Annotated in this window: 16 protein-coding genes and 1 riboswitch; of the genes, 6 read left to right on the forward strand and 10 right to left on the reverse strand. The window is 40.4% G+C overall.

Annotated features, from left to right (window positions below; all coding sequences use genetic code 11):
• Window positions 1-79: 79 nt before the first annotated feature.
• The 6 genes from nikC to VIHSUH07_RS01445 form a co-directional block, all read right to left on the reverse strand.
• Window positions 80-901 carry a nickel transporter permease gene (gene nikC, locus VIHSUH07_RS01420; RefSeq protein WP_105083608.1) on the reverse strand — a complete coding sequence of 274 codons (822 nt, stop codon included), beginning with the start codon at window positions 899-901 and terminating at the stop codon, window positions 80-82.
• A complete protein-coding gene (gene nikB / locus VIHSUH07_RS01425; protein ID WP_105083609.1) occupies window positions 901-1,839 on the reverse strand; it encodes a nickel ABC transporter permease in 939 nt (312 codons plus the stop codon). Before nikB ends, nikC begins: the two co-directional genes overlap by 1 nt.
• 168 nt (window positions 1,840-2,007) lie before the next feature.
• A riboswitch (cobalamin riboswitch) is annotated at window positions 2,008-2,194 on the reverse strand.
• 301 nt (window positions 2,195-2,495) lie between these two features.
• Window positions 2,496-3,827 carry a putrescine-ornithine antiporter gene (gene potE, locus VIHSUH07_RS01430; protein ID WP_105083610.1) on the reverse strand — a complete coding sequence of 444 codons (1,332 nt, stop codon included), beginning with the start codon at window positions 3,825-3,827 and terminating at the stop codon, window positions 2,496-2,498.
• A gap of 448 nt (window positions 3,828-4,275) precedes the next feature.
• Entirely contained in the window at window positions 4,276-5,703 is a 1,428-nt protein-coding gene (gene argH / locus VIHSUH07_RS01435) for an argininosuccinate lyase (RefSeq protein WP_105083611.1), read from the reverse strand.
• A complete protein-coding gene (locus tag VIHSUH07_RS01440) occupies window positions 5,703-6,914 on the reverse strand; it encodes an argininosuccinate synthase (RefSeq protein WP_105083612.1) in 1,212 nt (403 codons plus the stop codon). Before VIHSUH07_RS01440 ends, argH begins: the two co-directional genes overlap by 1 nt.
• A gap of 184 nt (window positions 6,915-7,098) precedes the next feature.
• On the reverse strand, window positions 7,099-7,899 hold the full coding sequence (locus VIHSUH07_RS01445) for a transglycosylase domain-containing protein (protein WP_105083613.1): 801 nt from the start codon (window positions 7,897-7,899) through the stop codon (window positions 7,099-7,101).
• A gap of 202 nt (window positions 7,900-8,101) precedes the next feature.
• Here VIHSUH07_RS01445 and VIHSUH07_RS01450 point away from each other — a divergent pair, with 202 nt between their 5' ends.
• On the forward strand, window positions 8,102-8,380 hold the full coding sequence (locus VIHSUH07_RS01450; protein ID WP_005377006.1) for a metal-sensing transcriptional repressor: 279 nt from the start codon (window positions 8,102-8,104) through the stop codon (window positions 8,378-8,380).
• Window positions 8,381-8,425: 45 nt separating this feature from the next.
• Here VIHSUH07_RS01450 and VIHSUH07_RS01455 read toward each other — a convergent pair whose 3' ends face one another.
• On the reverse strand, window positions 8,426-8,686 hold the full coding sequence (locus tag VIHSUH07_RS01455) for an HPr family phosphocarrier protein (protein WP_105083614.1): 261 nt from the start codon (window positions 8,684-8,686) through the stop codon (window positions 8,426-8,428).
• 115 nt (window positions 8,687-8,801) lie between these two features.
• Window positions 8,802-10,529 (reverse strand): phosphoenolpyruvate--protein phosphotransferase, encoded by a 1,728-nt coding sequence (gene ptsP, locus VIHSUH07_RS01460; protein ID WP_105083615.1) that lies wholly within the window; start codon window positions 10,527-10,529, stop codon window positions 8,802-8,804.
• A 203-nt stretch (window positions 10,530-10,732) separates the two neighbouring features.
• On the opposite strand from ptsP, the gene dapF reads away from it, so the two are divergent.
• Genes dapF through VIHSUH07_RS01480 form a run of 4 tightly spaced genes read left to right on the forward strand, consistent with a single transcriptional unit; the run spans window position 10,733 to window position 15,926 of the window.
• Window positions 10,733-11,566 carry a diaminopimelate epimerase gene (gene dapF, locus VIHSUH07_RS01465; protein ID WP_105083616.1) on the forward strand — a complete coding sequence of 278 codons (834 nt, stop codon included), beginning with the start codon at window positions 10,733-10,735 and terminating at the stop codon, window positions 11,564-11,566.
• 1 nt (window position 11,567) lies between these two features.
• Entirely contained in the window at window positions 11,568-12,962 is a 1,395-nt protein-coding gene (locus VIHSUH07_RS01470) for a Na+/H+ antiporter NhaC family protein (RefSeq protein ID WP_199176819.1), read from the forward strand.
• A 35-nt stretch (window positions 12,963-12,997) separates the two neighbouring features.
• The gene (gene pfkB / locus VIHSUH07_RS01475) at window positions 12,998-13,906 is read left to right on the forward strand and encodes a 1-phosphofructokinase (protein ID WP_105083617.1); all 909 of its coding nucleotides are present in this window, start codon (window positions 12,998-13,000) and stop codon (window positions 13,904-13,906) included.
• A gap of 40 nt (window positions 13,907-13,946) precedes the next feature.
• Window positions 13,947-15,926 (forward strand): PTS fructose transporter subunit IIABC, encoded by a 1,980-nt coding sequence (locus VIHSUH07_RS01480; RefSeq protein WP_105083618.1) that lies wholly within the window; start codon window positions 13,947-13,949, stop codon window positions 15,924-15,926.
• 126 nt (window positions 15,927-16,052) lie between these two features.
• On the opposite strand, the gene VIHSUH07_RS01485 is transcribed toward VIHSUH07_RS01480, so the two are convergent.
• Both VIHSUH07_RS01485 and VIHSUH07_RS01490 read right to left on the reverse strand, forming a co-directional pair.
• The gene (locus VIHSUH07_RS01485; RefSeq protein WP_105083619.1) at window positions 16,053-16,631 is read right to left on the reverse strand and encodes a hypothetical protein; all 579 of its coding nucleotides are present in this window, start codon (window positions 16,629-16,631) and stop codon (window positions 16,053-16,055) included.
• Between the two features lie 8 nt (window positions 16,632-16,639).
• On the reverse strand, window positions 16,640-17,224 hold the full coding sequence (locus VIHSUH07_RS01490) for a hypothetical protein (protein WP_105083620.1): 585 nt from the start codon (window positions 17,222-17,224) through the stop codon (window positions 16,640-16,642).
• 487 nt (window positions 17,225-17,711) lie between these two features.
• Between VIHSUH07_RS01490 and VIHSUH07_RS09655 the strand changes: the two genes are divergently transcribed.
• Entirely contained in the window at window positions 17,712-20,843 is a 3,132-nt protein-coding gene (locus VIHSUH07_RS09655) for a subtype B tannase (RefSeq protein WP_199176820.1), read from the forward strand.
• The last annotated feature ends 133 nt before the right edge of the window (window positions 20,844-20,976 follow it).

The raw sequence follows: 20,976 nt of genomic DNA on the forward strand, positions 1-20,976 counted from the left end.
ATCTCCTTGTAAACACACTATACAAAACTATATCTCCCTATTACACATCAGGTAGCATAATAAAGATTCAAATACATTATTATCCTTGGTTCTTAGGATCTACTACGTCCCGTAAGGAATCTGACCAAAGGTTAAAGATAGCAACTACGATAAGGATGGATATACCTGGGAAGGCCATCAGCCATGGACTGGTTTGTAAATATTGACGACCTTCATTAAGCATAAGACCCCATTCAGGTGTTGGTGGTTGCGCACCAAAACCAAGGAATGATAAACCGGCAACTTCAATCATAATAGCCCCAATATCAAGAGCCCCTGTGGTTACAACGAGTGGCAAAATATTAGGAATAATATGACGACGTAAAATCGTCCATGTAGAGGCCCCCATCATAACGGCAGCCGTTACATATTCTTCACCGCGTACTTTCAACGTCATAGAACGAACAAGTCGCGCATATTTAGCCCACCCTACAACCGATAATGCTAAGATGGTATTTACAATGCTGCCCCCTAGGATACCGGCGATGGCAATGGCGAGTACTACACCTGGGAAGGATAACATGATATCCGCCAAGCGCATAAGAACCATTTCAACCTTGCCACCAAAGTAACCTGCTACGGCACCGATGACTGTACCAATGCTCACCATAATCACTACGATGGATACACCCATGAACAAAGATAATTGAGTACCATAAATGATACGAGACAATACGTCACGGCCCAATTTGTCGGTACCAAACCAATGTTGAGCGCTAGGTGCTTGTAATGCCTTGGACATATCCGATGTGAAAGCATCGCCCGGAGCAAGCCATGGTGCAAAGATAGCAATGAATACGATAACAAGCATCAATGCAGTGTAGAAAGAGAACAATTTATGTTTCTGAATAAATTCTTTCATTATGCTCTCTCCCTTTTCAATCTAGGGTCCAATAGAACATAGGATGCATCAACTAAAGCATTGATACACATGTATGCAATAGCAACCCATAACACAAAACCTTCAATCAATGGATAGTCACGCATAGTGATGGCGTAAATGGCCATATTCCCGAGGCCAGGCCAGGAGAATACCATTTCAACTACGGCTACACCACCTAATAACCAACCAATAACAACACCTAAAATAGTGATCAATGGCAATACAGCATTAGGCAAAATGTGACCGAATAAAATCTTCATTTCGCTCACACCACGGGCACGGGCACCGATAACGTAATCCTTTTGCATCTCTTCAAGAATAACGAGTCGAACTTGGCGCATGTATTTAGAGCCTACAACAACTGCTAATGTAACGGCTGGCAAAATAACACCTGTCGCTGTTACACGAGATGAAGCGATTGGAACTAAACCGAGCTTTAAGCCAAAAATGTAAATTAATACAAGGCCTAACCAGAATGACGGCATAGATACGCCTATAAAGGAAAGGCTTCTCAGTACATAGTCTATCCATTTATTCCGATTATACGCACTCAGTATACCTGCCGGTAATGCATAGATAATCGTAAATACCAATGCGGTTCCTGACAATGCAAGCGTACCAGGTAATGCTTCTAACATGCGATCTACTACCGGTTTTTTAGCAGAGTAACTCATTCCTAAGTCACCTTGTGCTGCATTGACTACCCAGTTTGCATACTGTACGATAAACGGCTTATCCAAGCCTAATTGTGCTCGAGTTTCATCAATCATTTCTTGAGACACGATGGTATCCGCCGTTTCCAGTAGCATCGTAACTGGGTCCCCTGGAGCTAAATAGGTAAGACAAAATGTCAAAAATGTGATGCCAAACAAGGTAACAATAAATTGTCCTAATTGCTTGGCAAAGCGTTTGCCCATAGGCACCTCCTATACCCTTTTAAATAAAACTACATAATAGTGAATAAACATAGATACACATAATGAGTAAACATATAATATGATTCCGTGTAATAAAATTTATGAAATAACCATAAAAAAAGATTAGCCCACCTGACTAACCTAAATTAAAACACCGTGTTCTAGCACAATGTTCCTCAAGATTGAGCAGGCTTTCTGACTTTTGACTCATCACAATATTTCTGCCTTCCCAGTTTCCCAGTGACCCTAATACGAAATATCGCTCCTCATTACAGCTATTTTCATAGTATAGGATTTACACCCATTTTCCTCTTTTACGCTCGGTAAAACCGACACTCAGTTTATTCACTTTTATTAATTATAAATATACTATATTTATAATTCTCCAACAATACATATACCCCTTAGTGTATATTCGTCAATCAATCATAATTATTCATAAAAACAATATTCATTATTATTTACATGCATTACTTCGTATATTGTGCCCCATTTCTTGAAATAATTGCTTTATATTTACTTTTCTTTTCTGTATATAACGTATATATTTACATTTGTATTTTAATTTAATTTACATATAAAACATTTTGCTATGCATATAACCAAAAGAGGCTATCACCGAAGTGACAGCCTCTATAAGACGAGAGAGTATTCAATTAATCGATACTTTGTTGGAATCGTTGTGCACGATACGCTACCCAACCTTTGCGTATCATATAAATGCAAATGCCAATAGTTACTGCAACAGCACTACCGAGCATGGCATCAACACCGCACGCATATACTGCGTATAAACAGTATAAAACACCTGCAACAGCAACGAAATAGAAACGATCAATACGACGTTTTTCCAATCCAGACATGTGCATCATAGTTGGTACTGCAATAATGCAGAGAATATAAGGCACTACATTAGTTACAACCGCAAGGTTTACCAATGTCTGGAATTGATCGCGTAAAGAATCATTAGCTGTGAACAATGTAAGAATTGTTTCAATCGCTAATAAGATAAATACGCCACGCACAGGTGCATCCTTGCTGTTTACACGAGCAAACACCTTAGGGAAATAACCTGCCTCTGCTGCATTCTTGAATACGCGAGACAATGTAAATTGCCAGCAAAGTAAAGCACCACAGCAAGAGATAATCATGAGCGCCATGATAACATTTGCAATTGTGTCATTAAACATGTATGCAAATGTGAGTCCAAATGGTGCATTGGAATTAAGTAATTCTGTGTTAGGCACGATACCGGCCATAACATTCGTGGACAAGATGTAAATCACCGCCACTGCTAATGTACCTGCAAATGTTGCAATTGGCACGTTTTTCTTTGGATTTTCTACAGCATCTGCATTTGCTGCTGCAGATTCAAACCCTAGGAATCCCCACAATGTTAAAGCAATGGATTGTTTAATTGCTTCAAAGAACGGCAAGTCGTTTGGATTCCATGCCGCCAAATACGTATCTGGGCTAAACCAGAACCAACCAATTGTACCAATTAGTAATACTGGCACAATACAGCCCCAAATAGTAATATTGCTGAGCTGACCTGTAAAGCGGTTTCCTCTAAAGTTCAAAATCGCTGCAAACCATAACAAGACAATCGTTACTTGACTTGTTTGCGTTGCATTTAGATCAACACCAAAGAATTCTGAGCCATAGCCAACTGCGGAAACTGCAATCGCTATATTAGCAATGATGAGAGATATGCTGTAAGCATAGCTCGCCATAAAATGTCCAGTCTTACCGAAGCGGTGTTCTGCATAACCGCCCATGCCTCCTTTAATTTGAGAGAACATACCCGCTTGAGCAAAAATATACGCTAGCAAAAGCGCACCCACAGCCGTCACGAGCCAAGATAACACTGAAATAGTACCAACTTGAGCCAAATTGGTTGGTAACATAATGATCCCAGCTCCTAGCATATTGGCTGCTACCATTGTGGTTAGCTGGAATACAGACATTTTTTTAGCGGTGGTTTTCATGTATCAATCCCCTTTCATAAGGTGAATTTTTTCTCGTCCATAATTCACGTAACTATATTAAAACCGCTAAGTACATTCAGTTCCTGCTGTAATGGGCGGGAATGTGAAGGTACCGTTTTTATTTGTTTTTCGAATTAATAATAACACCATAGGTGGTAAATTAAAAGTATTTTATTAGTGGACAAAGCATATTACACGAATTGAATAAAAATATAGTAATTATATATTATTTTTGATTAGAAACGGTATGATGAATGTAAAAGTATCATTTTCTTTTAGTTTAATCAATTAAATGTGCGGAAAATCACTATCTATTCAGATTATAGTGTTGTGCCACAAGACCATTATCCGCTACGAGTCCACCCAATATAGACAAAAATTGACCCCACCTAAAGGTGGAGCCAATTTTATAAACTAAGAAAGCATCTATGATTCTAATAAAAAGGAATTACTCTTGTACAGAGTTTACGATAGATTTCCAGCTATCGATTTGTGCTTCTTCGTTAGCAATGATTTGCTTCCCATTATTACGTTGTCTTTCCACACATTCTGGAGCCGTACCAGAATAGTTGTTACGACCTGCTACACAAGCTTCAATGGAAATAGCATCTAGAATGTCCGCATCAAAATATGGAGAAATTGCTTTGAAATCCTCAACGGATAAGTCAAGCAATACACAACCTTTTTCGATACAATGATGTACAGCATTGCCTACAATTTCGTGCGCTTCACGGAATGGAACGCCTTTTTTCGCAAGGTAATCGGCCATATCTGTAGCATTAGAGAAGTCATCATCGAGGACAGCTTTCATATGCGCCCCATTGACCTTCATACCACGGACCATAGCCGCATTAATGGACAATGCAAAGTGTACTGTATCGATAGCATCAAAAATGCCCTCTTTATCCTCTTGCATATCCTTATTATAGGTAAGAGGCAATCCTTTCAAGGTTGTCAAAAGACCTAACAAGTGGCCATAGGTACGACCTGTTTTACCACGAACGAGTTCACATACGTCAGGATTTTTCTTTTGTGGCATAATGCTAGAGCCTGTGCAATGAGCATCATCAAGTTCAATGAAGTTAAACTCATTGGTAGACCACAAAATCAATTCTTCGCTAAGACGGCTCAAGTGCATCATCACAAGAGATGCAAAGGACAAGAATTCAACTACATAGTCACGGTCGGATACAGCATCCATACTGTTTTCGTAAATACGGGAGAAACCGAGTAGTTTTTGTGTATAGGTTTGATCAATACCGTACGTAGAACCAGCTAAGGCCCCTGCACCAAGTGGCATGATGTCTGCGTGTTTGAAGACCATCAACAAACGGTCAAAGTCGCGTTCTAGCATAGAGAAGTATGCCATCATATGATGACCGAACAATACAGGTTGTGCCCGTTGTAAATGCGTATAGCCAGGCATGATAACATCGCTGTATTTTTCAGCCGTTTCGATGAGGGCTTTTTGCATATCTACGATGAGCTCGCCCATTTCTACTACGGCTTTACGCACGTACATGTGTAAATCAACTGCGCATTGGTCATTACGGCTACGGCCTGTATGTAAACGACCACCTGCTTCGCCGATATCATCTGTTAGGCGCTTTTCAATATTCATATGAATATCTTCAAGAGCCACGGAGAATGGGAACTCACCTTTATCGATTTGGTCTTTAATCTTTGTTAAGCCCGCTACAATAGCGTCCCGATCTGCGTCGGAGATAATATTTTGTTTTGCAAGCATTGTCGCATGTGCTTTACTACCCGCAATATCTTCGGCGTACATTCTAGCATCAAAAGCGATAGAGGATGTAAAATCCTCTACCGCTTTATCTGTGCCTTTTGTGAAACGCCCGCCCCACAATTTAGCCATTATTTACCTGCCTTTTCTTTCATTAATGCATTAATTTTAAGAGGTAAACCAAACAAGTTGATGAAACCAGCCGCATCAGCTTGGTTGTATACATCATCTTCTTCGAATGTTACGAAATCTTCGCTGTACAAGGAGTATGGAGAAGTTGCACCAGCAGAGATAATGTTGCCTTTGTACAATTTAAGTTTTACTTCACCAGTTACAGTTTTTTGAGTTTCATCAACGAATGCTTGCAAAGCGTTCATCAATGGTGCGAACCACATGCCATCGTATACAAGTTCAGCGTATTTGTTAGCAATGAGTTCTTTGTAGTGGTATGTAGCTCTGTCGAGGCAAAGGTATTCAAGTTCTCTGTGAGCATACATGATGATGGATCCACCTGGGTTTTCATAAACGCCACGGGATTTCATGCCTACTAATCTATTTTCAACGATATCTACAACGCCTACGCCATAGTGTGCACCGATTTCGTTGAGTTTTTCTAACAATTGTAATGGAGTACCTTCTTGGCCATCTACTGCTACAGGCACGCCATCTTTGAAAGATACAGTTACATAACCAGCTTCATCTGGAGCTTGTTCAGGAGTATGTGTTACCAAGTACACATCATCTTTAGGAGCATTTGCTGGATTTTCAAGGTCGCCGCCTTCATGGGACAAATGCCATACGTTTTGGTCCATGGAATATGGATGGGATTTCGTAGCTACAACTGGAATATCATGTTTAGCTGCATATTCCATGCAGTCTGTTCTGGATTTCAAATCCCATTCTCTCCAAGGAGCGATGATTTTCATATTAGGAGCCAATGCTTTGATAGCAAGTTCGAAACGAACTTGGTCATTACCTTTACCAGTCGCACCGTGAGCGATGGCATCAGCGCCTTCTTTTTTAGCAATATCTACAAGGATTTTACCGATTAAAGGTCTAGCGAAGGATGTACCTAATAAATACTTGCCTTCATAAACTGCACCAGCTTTTACTGTTGGCCATACATAATCTTTTACGAAGTCTTCTTTAGCATCAACGATGTACGCTTTAGTTGCGCCAGATTTGATTGCTTTTTTCTCAACCGCATCATAATCCTCAGGTTGGCCTAAGTCTACGCACACAGCGATAACTTCAGCGCCATAGTTTTCTTTTAACCAAGGAATGATAACGGATGTGTCTAAACCACCAGAATATGCGAGTACTACTTTATTTGCTTTACCCATGATAACACCTCATAAACTAAATTATACTAGGTATGATTCATACCATTTATTATTATACTACGAATTCATTATGAATTCTTCATGTCTTATCGACTACAGGTGTTAGTATATCACTGCATATTTATAAATGCAAGCAGAAATTTTATTCAATTATATAATATATTTCGTTTACGAATATTATATCTTATTCTATACCAAGTTCTTGCTTATATGCATAGTCCGCCTCCGCTTGAGATATCATACCTTGATCTACCATTTGAGCGAGAACTAATTTTTGCCGAGCTTTAGCACCTTTATAATTTTCATAAGGATCCAAATAGGTTGGTGCATTGGGCAATGCCGCTAACATTGCACATTGACCTAAGGTCAATCGACTAGGGCTGGTACCAAAGTACCCTTCGGCAGCCTCTTTTATACCATAATAATTATGTCCATAATAGACCGTATTCAAATACATGGTTAAAATTTCATCTTTACTATAGTAATGCTCCATCTCTACCGCTAGAATGGCTTCTTCCGCTTTACGCGACATCGTCCGTTTCGACGACAGAAATAGATTTTTTACTAATTGTTGAGTAATTGTGCTACCACCCTCAACAGTTTCACCAGCAACGCTGTTAACATAAAAAGCACGCGTCACACCGAGCACATCGATAGCACCATGCTTGTAATAGCGTTTATCTTCAATGGCCACAAGAGCTCGTTTCGCATTGTCTGGAATGTTTTCAGATTTCACCCATTTATCCTTTGGCACACGTTGATGAAGCGCGGCTTCAACCTTTTCTCGGAAGGTAAAAACACGATGCATGCGTTCCCACCGACTTAATGTATCTTCATTTTCTTCAATTGTCTGTTCTACAGTTGTATGAGCCTTACTAACGCGATTTGTTCCTTGATAGCTTTGATATGTATCATACACATATATAGCCCCTAGCAATATACAAATGATAAGAACTAATCGGCGCACTATTCGAAATATAAACATAGATTCACCTATATCTACCTTACAGCAGACTTCTAAGTATATAAACTTTCACTAATAACATCCCTATAATACAACTATCATATATTGATTGTATTGTATCATAAGTTATCTATTTTTAGCATACTTGTATGTATTGTATTTGTTAACCATATTGTCGTATAATAGATAAGATGATGAAGCATGCCCAAATTGGAGGAGTATTATGAAACAGTGTATGGATTCAGACAATCTACATCGTCGATTGCGTAAAATTTTAGGTCAAGTGCAAGCTATTGATCGAATGATTGAAGAAGACATTCCTTGTGAAGATGTACTAGCCCAAATCAATGCAGCCAAATCCGCGTTGCATAAGGTTGGCCAAGTGGTCCTCGAAGGACATATCAACCATTGTGTACGCGATGGTATACAACATGGTGATGTAGATAAAACAATTAATGACTTTACAGTTGCTGTAGAGCGCTTTGCCAATATGGGAAAATAAAAAGAGGCAATATCCTAATGATTAGGGTATTGCCTCTTTTGCGTATTAGTCGTGATTCGTTGTTAAGAACTCGCTAAGTGCTACTAATGCATCATCTTCATCAGCACCATCAGCAGTTAATACTACGGATGTGCCTTTTGTTGCACCCAATGTTAATACAGTCAAAATGGATTTAGCATCTGCTGTTTTACCATTTGCTGCGATTGTCAATTTGGACGCAAATTTTGCAGCCAATTGTGTAAATGCAGTCGCTGGACGAGCATGTAAACCAGATTCGTTTGTGATTTCTACTGTTACTTCTTTCATGAGTTACCTCTTTCTACTCAGCGTGCTAGCACGCCTTATACCTTTGCTTATTAATATAGGTATTGTATCAATTTATACATATTAAATTCAAGTTTGTTTTTATGAAAGCTATGGTCTATGCCAAACCTTTTTCAGCGAGTAATGATTTAGCATAGGCTGTGATTTCTTCAGCTGTATCCATAGTCAATGCTTTTTGAGCAAATGCTTCACATTCTGCCATTGTAACAGAGCGCAAAATATTTTTAATCAATGGAATGGATGATGCAGTCATAGAGAATTCATCAAGTCCTAAGCCCAATAAAATCATAGTTGCAACTGGATCACCAGCTAACTCACCACACATACCGGTAAATTTACCTTGTTCGTGACTCGCATCAATTACGTGTTTGATGAGACGCAATACAGCGGGATGCAATGGTTGATATAAATTGCCGATGGCCTCATTCATACGATCAACCGCCAATGTGTATTGACAAAGGTCATTGGTACCGATACTAAAGAAATCTACATAGTTAGCCAAAATTGGAGAAATAACGGCTGCCGCTGGCACCTCAATCATAATACCTACTTTGATATCTGTATTGAAAGCTATGCCTTCAGTAATCAATTCTTTCTTGCATTCATCGAGCATAGCATTTGCCGCTTTAACCTCTTCTACAGATGCAATCATAGGATACATGATGTGAATGTCGCCAAACGCACTAGCCCGAAGGAGTGCACGTAATTGGACCTTAAAAATATCAGGTCGATTCAAGGAGATACGAATGGCACGATACCCGAGGAATGGATTCATTTCTTCAGGTAAGTCTAGGCATTTTAATTCCTTATCACCGCCGATATCCATGGTGCGGATGATGACAGGTTGGCCCTTCATACTCTCGGCTACTTGTTTATATTGTTCAAACTGTACATCTTCTGTAGGCAGTTCATCGTTTTCCATATAAAGGAATTCAGTGCGATATAGGCCAATACCTTGAGCCCCCATGGTCAACGCATGGTCCGCATCTTTGGATTTACCAATATTACCAAATAAGTCAACATGATGTCCGTCCTTTGTAACGGCTTCTAAATTAGCAGAGTCCTTTAAACGTTTCAACTCGTCTTGAAAATCTGCAGCTTCTTTTGTATAACGTTCCCACTCTTCATCGGATGGTTCCGTAATGACTTCACCATCAGTGCCAAGTACAACAGCACGCACATCGTCAGTAAAGCTTTCAATATCACCAACGCCCATAACAGCAGGAATTTCTAAGGTACGCGCCATGATAGCCGCATGAGATGTCGGACCACCAGCAGCTGTTACGATACCTTTTACAACATTTTTATCTAGTGAAGCCGTATCAGATGGAGCCAAATCGTGAGCTACAATGATAACCTCACCGGAAATATGAGATAAACCGCGTGGGTTCATACCAAGCATGTTCCGCATCAAACGATCGCCAATATCTTTAATATCTGCACCACGTTCACGCATATATGGGTCGTCCATACCGATGAAAATAGCCGCAAATGTTTCTATCGTTTGCGCCGTAGCCGCTACGACGTTCATCTTTGAATTTTCTACAAGGGACTTAATACCATCAGACAAGGATGGATCTTGTGCGATTTGCATATGAGCTTCAAAAATAGCAGCCTCATCAGCCCCCATATCAACCAATGCTTTTTGACGAATCGTATCTAATTGTTTAAGGGTAGCGGCCATAGCGCTAGCAAACTTACCAATTTCAGCCTCTACTTGGTCATCGGCTACCTCATAATCAGGTATCACGATTTCTTCTTGTATATATTTGTACACATTGCCAACAGCAACGCCTCGAGATCCAGAAATCCCTTGAATTCGCATATGTGCTCCTCTTTCTATACTTATAAACTACATTACATTATATTTTAACATTTTTACATTGAACAATAAAGAGAGACCCTATTCTGTGATATAATGTTATATTATATATAGTTAATCGTAGACTTTCACGCGTATCATGGTGAAAGTCTACTCTATTGTAAGGAATAGTCGCATGTATAGTGCGACCTCGAATAGGAGTATGTATGAAATTAACAAAAATGCATGGTCTCGGCAACGATTTTATCCTCTTTTCTGACCCACAAGGGGCCAATAAAGATTATACGGATCTCGCCATCCGCCTCTGCAACCGTCGTACAGGTATCGGCGCTGATGGTCTTGTAATCGTTGTACCATCTAATACATGCGATGTACGAATGCGCATCATCAACTCAGACGGCAGCGAAGCAGAAATGTGTGGTAATGGCATTCGTTGCTTTGCTAAATACGCGTATGAACATGGAGAAATCAAAGATACTACTTTCACAATTGAAACATTAGCGGGCGTTATGAAACCAACGCTAACCATTGAAAATGGCATTGTTACACAAGTGACAGTAGATATGGGCAAACCGTTCTTTAACAGTAAAGACATTCCTATGAATGTAACCATGGATAAGGTCATCGATGTGGACCTCGATGTAAATGGCGAAACAGTAACGGTAAGTTCCGTTCTTCTCGGTGTACCACACACAGAAGTTTTTGTGGACGATATCACGAAAGCACCGGTTACAACACAAGGACCGATTCTTGAAAAACACGATGCATTCCCATCCAATACAAACGTAAACTATATCGAGGTCATAAACGACCATCACATTAAAGTCCGCACTTGGGAACGCGGTGCTGGCGCTACGCTTGCATGCGGTACAGGTTCTTGCGCATCTGCGATCATGTCCCACGAAAAAGGCCTTACAGGTCGCGAGGTCGATGTAGAATTATATCTTGGCACATTACACATCAGTTATTTGGAGGATGGCACGGTTCTTATGACGGGCCCTGCTGAGGAAGTATTCGAAACAGAACTTCCTATCGAATAATATGAAGTGGTTACAATTACTATTACAGGCATACCTAAAATATAAACAAGGGCGCACCTTGATGCCAAATAATATGGGACTATTAATATCATTAATCGTTTCTATCATCATTATTCTAGCATCTGTCATGTTTAGTGTCCCCATCGGCTACGCATTAATCCTCATATGGTTGTGCTTCGCTTACGCTCTATATCGACAAGGATATAACCCAAAAGACTTACTCCGCATGTCCTGGACGAGTGCCAAAACCTCAATCGTGGTTATGCAAATCTTTTTTCTCATTGGCTGGCTCATAGCCATGTGGCAAGCATCGGGGATTATTCCCATGATTATTGCGTCTGGTATTGAATTGATTAATCCAAATCTTTTCATAATCTGCGCATTTTTAATTACATCCTGCGTGAGTATGTTACTTGGTACATCGTTCGGAACAGTGGGCACCATCGGTATTGTACTAATTACAATTGCCAAAGCTGGTAATCTGCCTATTGATATTGTAGCAGGTGCCATTATGGCAGGCGCCTATTTAGGAGACAGAAACTCACCTCTATCCTCTAGCGCCTCTCTCGTAGCTGCTCTAACGCACACCAAAGTAAATAGCAATATACCAATCATGTTGAAAGATAGCTTACCTGCTCTCATCATCAGCTGTATATTATATCTACTCTTATCCTTATGGTTTCCACTAGACTACACTAACAGTTATCTACCAGATACGATTCATTTCATGTTCAATATCCATTGGACATTATGGATACCAGTTCTTATCGTCATTGGTTTATTACCAACAAAGCTTTCTATACGTTGGCCAATTGGTATTAGTGCACTGGCAGCAGCCATCCTCGCAATCATCCATCAAAATTATACCGTAATGGATATATTGCAATTTACCTTAGTTGGTTTTCATCTACCTGATTATAACCCACTAGCGGATATTATCCACGGTGGAGGCCTACAAACGATGTGGATACCAACCCTATCTATATTCATGGCTTGTTCCATTTCTGGTATGCTCGAAGGCGTTGGTTTTTGGAATGATATTCGCAGCCTTTTACAACACGTATCAGGTCGCGCCAAACTCTTTGCGTCGAATGTACTAATTGCATTCATTACAGGCGCCCTTGGTTGTAGTCAAGCAATTGCAGTAATCATGACGCATTCGATTATGCGTACCACCTATGCAAAGGAACGCATTCATGACGAAGATGTTATGCTAGACTTTGAAAATAGCGGCATCCTTATTGCAGCCTTACAGCCATGGAATATTGCGGCACTCGTACCTGTCATTATGATGGATGTTTCGCCTGCTGGTTACGTACCCTTTGCGTTCTTCTTATACTTAGTACCACTTATCTACTGGTATCGCTTACGACGCAAGGAACAACAAATCCATTAATACATTCTATTTATACGAAATATAGAGGAAAACTTATGATTTATACGATTACTTTCAATCCTGCATTGGATTATATCGTTCGCTTAGACCACTTAACACCTGGTACTATCAATCGTACGGAACAAGAATATGTGCTGGGCGGTGGCAAGGGCATCAATGTGTCAATCGTACTCAATAACCTAGGCATGGATACAACGGCACTCGGTTTTATCGCTGGTTTTACAGGTGACGAAATTGTACGTCAGCTCAATGAATTTGGCGTTCGTGAAAGCTTTATCCGTCTTAGAGAGGGTTTAACCCGCATCAATGTTAAAGTAAAAGCATCCGATGAAGAAACGGAAATCAATGGTCGTGGTCCTATCATAGCCGATGATGAACTACAGGCCTTATACGCCCAACTTGATGCATTAACAGAGCAAGATACATTAATCTTAGCAGGCAGCATTCCGTCTAGCCTCCCAAGTGATATGTACGAAATCATTATGAAGCGCTTAGCTAATAAACATATTCGTATCGTCGTAGACGCAACTAAGGATCTATTAACTCGTGTATTGCCATACAAACCATTTTTAATCAAACCAAACAATCACGAATTAAGCGAAATTTTCGGACGTACACTATCTACAAAGGATGATTTAGTCACTGCAGCTAAAAAATTACAGTCCCAAGGTGCACAACATGTACTCATTTCTATGGCTGGTAATGGCGCTATATTAGTATCCGCTGATGGTACAGTCTACACAAGTCCTGCACCTAAAGGAACACTTATCAACTCCGTTGGTGCCGGCGACTCTATGGTAGCCGGTTTCATGACTGGATACCTCAATACTCAAGATTTGCAACAAGCCCTCTATTGGGGGATTGCTACAGGCTCTGCTTCAGCTTTTTCGGAGAATCTAGCCACCAAGGACGAGGTCCTCGCCTTGCTTAACACCATTCATTAATTTTATTTTTCATTATATATGTACAGTAAGGAGTACACACATGAAGATTACTGATTTATTAAAGCCCCAATCAATCCTGCTGAATGCATCACCAACTAACAAAGCAGATGCCATTTACACTCTAGGTGATTTAATGGATAAGGGCGGCAACCTATCTGACAAAGCAGAATACTTAAAAGCTGTATTCGCTCGTGAAGAATCCGGTTCTACTGGCCTTGGCGACGGTATCGCCACACCACATGCTAAATCAGCAGGTGTAAAGGAAGCTGGCCTTGCTGCTATGGTCGTTCCTAACGGTGTTGATTTCGAGGCCCTCGATGGACAACCATCCCGCCTATTCTTTATGATTGCAGCACCAGAAGGCGCTGCAGACACTCATGTAGAGGTATTGAGCAAATTAGCCACTATGGTAATTGATCCAGACTTCAAAAACGCTCTCATCCAAGCTGCTACAGTTGACCGTTTTCTAAAACTTATCACTGCCAAAGAAGATGGCAATTTTGATCCATCTGTGGAAGGCTATATCAAGACGGAAGATGAAAAAGCACCAAGCATTACCGACGCTATCGAAGCAAAAGCTACAGAGGCTATCGAAAAGGTGGTTCCTAAGGTATCTGTAGATAATCCACATTACGAAGTATTAGCTGTTACAGGATGTCCTACTGGCATTGCTCATACATACATGGCTGCAGAATCCTTGGAACGTAAAGCTAAGGAAATGGGCATTTCTTTAAAAGTAGAAAAAAATGGTGCTTCTGGCATTAAAGATGCACTTACAGCAGAAGAAATCGAGCATGCTAAATGCATCATCGTCGCTTCTGACCGTCAAGTTGAAATGGCTCGTTTTGATGGCAAGCCAATGATTCAAACTAAGGTGGCAAACGGCATTAATAAAGCAGAAGAATTATTGCGTGAAGCTATGTCTGGTGCAGCACCGGTATACCATGCCTCTCAATCTGACAAAGATAGTGCTAAATCTGCTATCGATGCAAAAGATAGCTTTGGCCGTCAAATCTACAAGCATTTGATGAATGGCGTATCCCATATGCTTCCATTCGTTATCGGCGGTGGTATCCTAATCGCTCTAGCATTCCTATTTGATACATTCGATCCAGCTAATGCCAAAAACTTTGGTTCTGGCACACCATTATCCGCATTTCTAATGAAAATTGGCGGTGCTTCCTTTGGATTTATGTTACCTGTTCTAGCAGGTTACATCGCTATGAGTATTGCAGACCGTCCAGGTCTTGTAGCTGGTTTCGTTGGTGGCTTGTTAGCAAGCCAAGGCGGTTCTGGTTTCCTCGGTGCCTTGATTGCAGGCTTTGCAGCAGGTTACTTAGTACTGTTAGTTAAGAAACTCGTATCCGGATTACCTCAAGCATTAGAAGGTACAAAGCCAGTGCTCTTCTATCCTGTACTGGGCGTATTGTTCATTGGTATCGCTATTACATTTATCATCAATCCACCAGTATCTGCCTTGAACGAATGGCTTATGAATTCCTTGCAAACAATGGGCACTACTAGCCGCGTATTATTAGGTCTTGTCTTCGGTGCTATGATGTCTGTTGATATGGGTGGCCCTGTCAACAAAGCAGCCTATGTTATCGGTACAGGCGCTCTAGCAACTGGTGAATATGGTATTATGGCCGCTGTTATGGCTGGTGGTATGGTTCCTCCATTGGCGATTGCCCTTTGTACAACATTCTTCCCTAGCCGCTTCACAGAAGCAGAACGTAAATCTGGTATTACAAATTACATCATGGGGCTTTCCTTCATCACAGAAGGTGCTATCCCATTTGCCGCAGCTGATCCTATCCGCGTATTGCCTTCTTGCATCATCGGTGCTGGTACAGCTGGTGCATTATCCATGTTCTTTGAATGTACATTACGTGCACCTCATGGTGGTATCTTCGTAGTACCAACAATCGGCAACCCACTTCTTTACCTTGCATCCATTGTAATCGGTTCCGTTGTGGCTTGCATTATCTTAGCTATCGTAAAACCAAAACTCAAAAAATAATATCACAATTGGTCTATTTAGTTTAATCATTATAAATGACTGACCAATAACTAATATATGCAAAACACCCTATGTCACAATACTGACATAGGGTGTTTGTATTTCTAACTTATATCTTCGATCTGCTTATCGGATTACATCATCATAAAATGTACCATATACCATTTTAAATACGCGATTAGCAACATGATAGCTTTCAAAATCAAAGTCCGTAGGTGTTAAGAATGTAACATTCTCATAGCCTTTAAGAGCTGGTTGTGTTGGTTTACTTTCACCATTAAGAGTGTAATCCTGTTGATTTAATACCATCCCTACAATACCAGATTCCATCATTTTTATATTCCATAGTTCATGTAAAGAAAAATCTGGTAGCCTTGTTTTTAGCTGTGGTGCCTTGGTTACCATATTAGCAAAGGAAAGGTTTAAGTCATAGTCATAACGAACCATGTATTCCCTAATTAAATCAGATGAAGGCAACACAACATATATCTTAGCCTCTATACTTTTTGTATGCGCATTCGTAGAATTATCTCGAATAGTACTTAATTCAATATATTTACCATCTCCACCACCTGTATCACCTTTAGATATAATCCGTGTAAAACGACTAGTATCTTGCAACTCAGTATTGGACACAGCTTTCACAGTGTTAAAAGAAGTACACACAACGCATACTAGCACCATAAGAAATAAAAAACGTTTCATAAGGCACCTCATTTTACTACAATGTCATCAAAATGCTGCTGATACGCTACAGCAAACATAGCGTCTGCTACAGCAAATAAGTCTTCATCAAACCGTCCACGATCTAATGGACGTAATTGATGTTCTAAAGGAACTTTACTACTAACCTCTGTACCGTCTACATTATATCGTTTTACCTCTTGTAACTCGACTTGTATCCCTGATTCATCCTGTGCAGCCTTAATCACGGCGTACATAGATGGTGATGGTTTTACAAGATTCATAGCTTGTATTAAGGACCCTAATGAGTAATTCGTATCGTACGTAGCAGTTAATTCATATTCTGTAATAGATGTACTTCGAGGAGTTTCATAAACAACATAAAAAGTACCTTTTAATTTATAGTGCGGTGCTGCGTATTCTAGAGACTCTACAGAATATGTATTTAAATAACTTATCAGCTTATTTTGTATAGAACCGCCTTCATAAGGATACGATTTTTGATACACATTTTTAAACTGCGGTGAACTATGTAATTCATTAATTGAAATAGCTTGAATTTGCATGGTGAAAGTAGCCATCACCATACATGCTAATAAGAATTTTCTAAACATGTTCTCTCCTTTAAAAACAAAACTCGGATAAATTACCCAAAGCATACCATATTTTATTGAGAAATGTATACATAAGTCTAATATTCTCTCGACTTCAAATTGTCAGCATTAATACCTGTATTACCATCAATTATTATAGTAGTATTACCTTCTGCTACAGTTTTTTTCTTACCGCTATTTTTACAAATTTAGAAATAACTACATAACCAGTCTTAACCTTATTCCAAATTACTTGATATACTTTATCTTCTCAACATTTAGATGATTTAGTTTCTCTTCTGTTTTCTATAATCAGCTATTATGCCTCTATAACATATGATTTTAAATTTAATTCTAAATTTCTAATTTCCTGTAATGCCATTTTCACTTGATATAGCCTATATTTTTGGAAATTGTACAATAAGCCATATTTATGATAAACTATATAAATATAAATAATTTTTAAAATTATAAATTATTATTTGAAATCTAGTTCGGAGAATAATTCATGAAATCATCTAAGAAACGTCAAGTGACTGCTGCGTTTTTTGCAGCAGCAGCATTGGGTGGCGTTGCTCACGCAGCTCCGGTCCTTAACATGAATGATTTAGTAGGATCTAAGACTACTTCTGAATCAACGACAGAAACTATTAATAATGTAGCGATTCCAGTCGTGCGACCAATGGATACTCAACCTACGGCACCAACTACACAGCCAACAGTGATTACTCCTCAACCAGCAGTTGCACAAAATCTACAAATACAACAAGGTGGTACAGTACAATCAGCTCCAAAAGTAACTCCTATGGTCCCTCGTGTGCGCCCAGTACCGGTTCCAGATACGGCTAAAGCTTTAGAGGAACAATATAGAGCCGTTTCACAACCACAATACGTGGTTAACAAACAAACGAATACTATGATGGAGCCGACATTGGCTATGCATAGTTTAATCAATGTACAACGCAAAACTGAGCCTGTTACCGTACAAAAGCAAGTAGATGGAAAGCAACAAACACAAACAGCCCAAGTACAACGCACACCTATTGTTATACAAGAGCAATCTACAACGCCACTGGTAGTAGCCAACACGACAACGACTAAAGCAGTTGTAGCAAAACGGACATTAACCATTCGCGATCTACAACGTGCTGAACGTGAACGTTTAGCTAAATTAGCGGAAGAACAAGCTGCACAACAAGAAGCAATGCAACAACAAAGCAGTGAACAAGCGCAAGCAGTGCGCCAAATGGCAGCTGAACGAGCTGCCGAAGCACAGCGCCAAGCCGCATTATTATCGCAACAACAAGAGGCACAGCGCCAAGCTGAGTTATTAGCTCAGCAACAAGCAGCTCAACAAGCTGAGGCTCAACGTCAAGCGGCTATCAAAGCGGAACAAGAACGTATCGCTGCTCAGCAAGCCGAGGCTCAACGTCAAGCGGCTATCAAAGCGGAACAAGAGCGCATCGCAGCTCAACAAGCCGAGGCTCAACGTCAAGCGGCTATCAAAGCAGAACAAGAACGTATCGCTGCTCAGCAAGCCGAGGCTCAACGCCAAGCGGCTATCAAAGCGGAACAAGAGCGCATCGCAGCTCAACAAGCCGAAGCACAACGCCAAGCGGCTATCAAAGCGGAACAAGAGCGCATCGCTGCAGAGCAGGCTGAAGCACAACGTCAAGCAGCTATCAAAGCGGAACAAGAACGTATCGCTGCAGAACAAGCTGAGGCGGATGCAGAAAAAGCTCGTTTAGAAGCAGCTGAGGCGAAAGCAGCAGCAGAAGCGGCTGCAAAAGCACAAGCTGAAGCTCAACGCCAAGCAGCTATTAAAGCGGAACAAGAGCGTATTGCAGCAGAACAAGCTAAAGCAGAGCAAGAAGCAAAAGCTAAGGCTCAAGCGGAAGCTGAGGCTCAGCGCCAAGCAGCTATTAAGGCCGAACAAGAGCGTATTGCAGCAGAACAAGCCAAAGCAGAGCAAGAAGCAAAAGCTAAAGCGGAACAGGAGGCCAAGGCTAAAGCTGATGCCGAAGCAAAAGCTCGAGCAGAAGCTGAAGCGAAGCAAACCCAAGAGCCTAAATTACCTGAATCCTATATTAATGAGCGCAAGCAGGCATCTACAAAAGGCTCTACTACAGCAGGTGAAAAAAATATACTTTCACAACCAATTGATCCACCATTACAAGCTGATACATCTGCAAAGATTACCCTCACCTTTGACATCAATAATTACGAGTCAATGACGGGAACAGTAGATAATAAAGAGATTAAATATCGCGCATTTGAGTATATCCCATATGTATCAAATCCTATCGATATTGATCAACAGTATATGAATATTTACATACCAGAAGAATATTTCAACAACGGCACTGTAAATGGTTATAATACACAAACAGCTCCAATCTTTATGCCAAATAATGTTGGTGGCTATATGCCAAGCCAACCTATGGCACCAAAGGTAGAAAATAATAAACCAAATAGTGCTCTCTATGCATTATCTAGAGGTTATGTTGTTGCATCCCCTGCTACACGCGGTCGTACAAATAAAGCTTCTGATGGTAACTTCATCGGCAAAGCACCTGCAGTCATTGTAGACTTACAAGCGGCTACAGCTTATTTACACGCTAATGATGCGACTATGCCAGGTAACGCAAAACGTATTATTACGAATGGTACTAGCGCAGGCGGTGCCGTTTCCTTATTACAAGGTGCAACAGGTAATACATCTGATTACCAACCATATCTACAAGCCCTTGGCGCTGCTACAGCATCCACTGATGTATATGCGTCCTCTGCTTACGCACCAATTACAAACCTAGATGCTGCAGATATGGCTTACGAATGGAGCTATAACGGCATCACATCATTTAACAAAGTAACTATGGGACAAGGCGAATTACCTCAAGCTAATGTAGGTGGTGCGCCAGCTCCAATCCAACGCAGTGTACAACGTGTAAACCTAACGAGTGATGATGTGGCATATTCTGATTTACTTAAGAGCCACTTCCCTGACTATGTAAATAACTTACAATTACGCGATAGAACCGGCGTTATTTTAAAACTCGATAAGAAAGGTAATGGCGCATTCAAGCAATATGTAAAATCTTTCATTATCGATGCCGCTAATAAGGCTAAATCCAATGGTACTGATTTATCTCGCTATTCCTTCCTTGTATTAGATAAGACTACAGGTATGGTGAAAGACATTGATTGGGACGCTTATAATAGCTTTACTAGTCGTTCTAAGGCACCAGGTGCATTTGACTCTAGAGCTAATGATTCTGGTGAAAACAGCCTATTCGGTACAAGCACTAGCGATACTAATCACTTCACGATTACAGCAGCGCTACATGATACAACACCTAATAATGATGTATATGTAGAAAACGCTAAAATCGTTACTATGATGAACCCTATGAACTACCTTGGTTCTCCTAGTGCAACAAATGCTAAATATTATCGAATTCGCTATGGTACAGCGGACAGCAATACATCCGTTGCCATTCCATTAATCGTTGGTACCCGTGCACAAAATCTTGGATACAGCGTAGATATGGCTACGCCATTTGGTGTAGATCACGCTGGCGATTATGATTTACAAGATCTATTTAACTGGATGGATTCTATTGTAAAAAACGGTAGATAATCTATCTCGACTATAAACTTATTCCATAACATAACAAGGCTGTAATAGCATCTATGCATGATGCTATTACAGCCTTGTTTGTATTTTATCTTAAATGGACGACAATAAAGGCGTCCCCATCGAGCAGGACGCC

It is taken from the genome of Veillonella sp. T34266-5 (genome assembly GCF_002959815.1).
GTDB lineage: Bacteria > Bacillota > Negativicutes > Veillonellales > Veillonellaceae > Veillonella > Veillonella atypica.

Excerpts from the sequence above, each read along its gene's own strand:
- nikC (WP_105083608.1), bottom strand. The coding sequence starts at position 901 with ATGAAAGAATTTATTCAGAAACATAAATTGTTCTCTTTCTACACTGCA.
- nikB (WP_105083609.1), bottom strand. The coding sequence starts at position 1,839 with ATGGGCAAACGCTTTGCCAAGCAATTAGGACAATTTATTGTTACCTTG.
- potE (WP_105083610.1), bottom strand. The coding sequence starts at position 3,827 with ATGAAAACCACCGCTAAAAAAATGTCTGTATTCCAGCTAACCACAATG.
- argH (WP_105083611.1), bottom strand. The coding sequence starts at position 5,703 with ATGGCTAAATTGTGGGGCGGGCGTTTCACAAAAGGCACAGATAAAGCG.
- VIHSUH07_RS01440 (WP_105083612.1), bottom strand. The coding sequence starts at position 6,914 with ATGGGTAAAGCAAATAAAGTAGTACTCGCATATTCTGGTGGTTTAGAC.
- VIHSUH07_RS01445 (WP_105083613.1), bottom strand. The coding sequence starts at position 7,899 with ATGTTTATATTTCGAATAGTGCGCCGATTAGTTCTTATCATTTGTATA.
- VIHSUH07_RS01450 (WP_005377006.1), top strand. The coding sequence starts at position 8,102 with ATGAAACAGTGTATGGATTCAGACAATCTACATCGTCGATTGCGTAAA.
- VIHSUH07_RS01455 (WP_105083614.1), bottom strand. The coding sequence starts at position 8,686 with ATGAAAGAAGTAACAGTAGAAATCACAAACGAATCTGGTTTACATGCT.
- ptsP (WP_105083615.1), bottom strand. The coding sequence starts at position 10,529 with ATGCGAATTCAAGGGATTTCTGGATCTCGAGGCGTTGCTGTTGGCAAT.
- dapF (WP_105083616.1), top strand. The coding sequence starts at position 10,733 with ATGAAATTAACAAAAATGCATGGTCTCGGCAACGATTTTATCCTCTTT.
- VIHSUH07_RS01470 (WP_199176819.1), top strand. The coding sequence starts at position 11,568 with ATGAAGTGGTTACAATTACTATTACAGGCATACCTAAAATATAAACAA.
- pfkB (WP_105083617.1), top strand. The coding sequence starts at position 12,998 with ATGATTTATACGATTACTTTCAATCCTGCATTGGATTATATCGTTCGC.
- VIHSUH07_RS01480 (WP_105083618.1), top strand. The coding sequence starts at position 13,947 with ATGAAGATTACTGATTTATTAAAGCCCCAATCAATCCTGCTGAATGCA.
- VIHSUH07_RS01485 (WP_105083619.1), bottom strand. The coding sequence starts at position 16,631 with ATGAAACGTTTTTTATTTCTTATGGTGCTAGTATGCGTTGTGTGTACT.
- VIHSUH07_RS01490 (WP_105083620.1), bottom strand. The coding sequence starts at position 17,224 with ATGTTTAGAAAATTCTTATTAGCATGTATGGTGATGGCTACTTTCACC.
- VIHSUH07_RS09655 (WP_199176820.1), top strand. The coding sequence starts at position 17,712 with ATGAAATCATCTAAGAAACGTCAAGTGACTGCTGCGTTTTTTGCAGCA.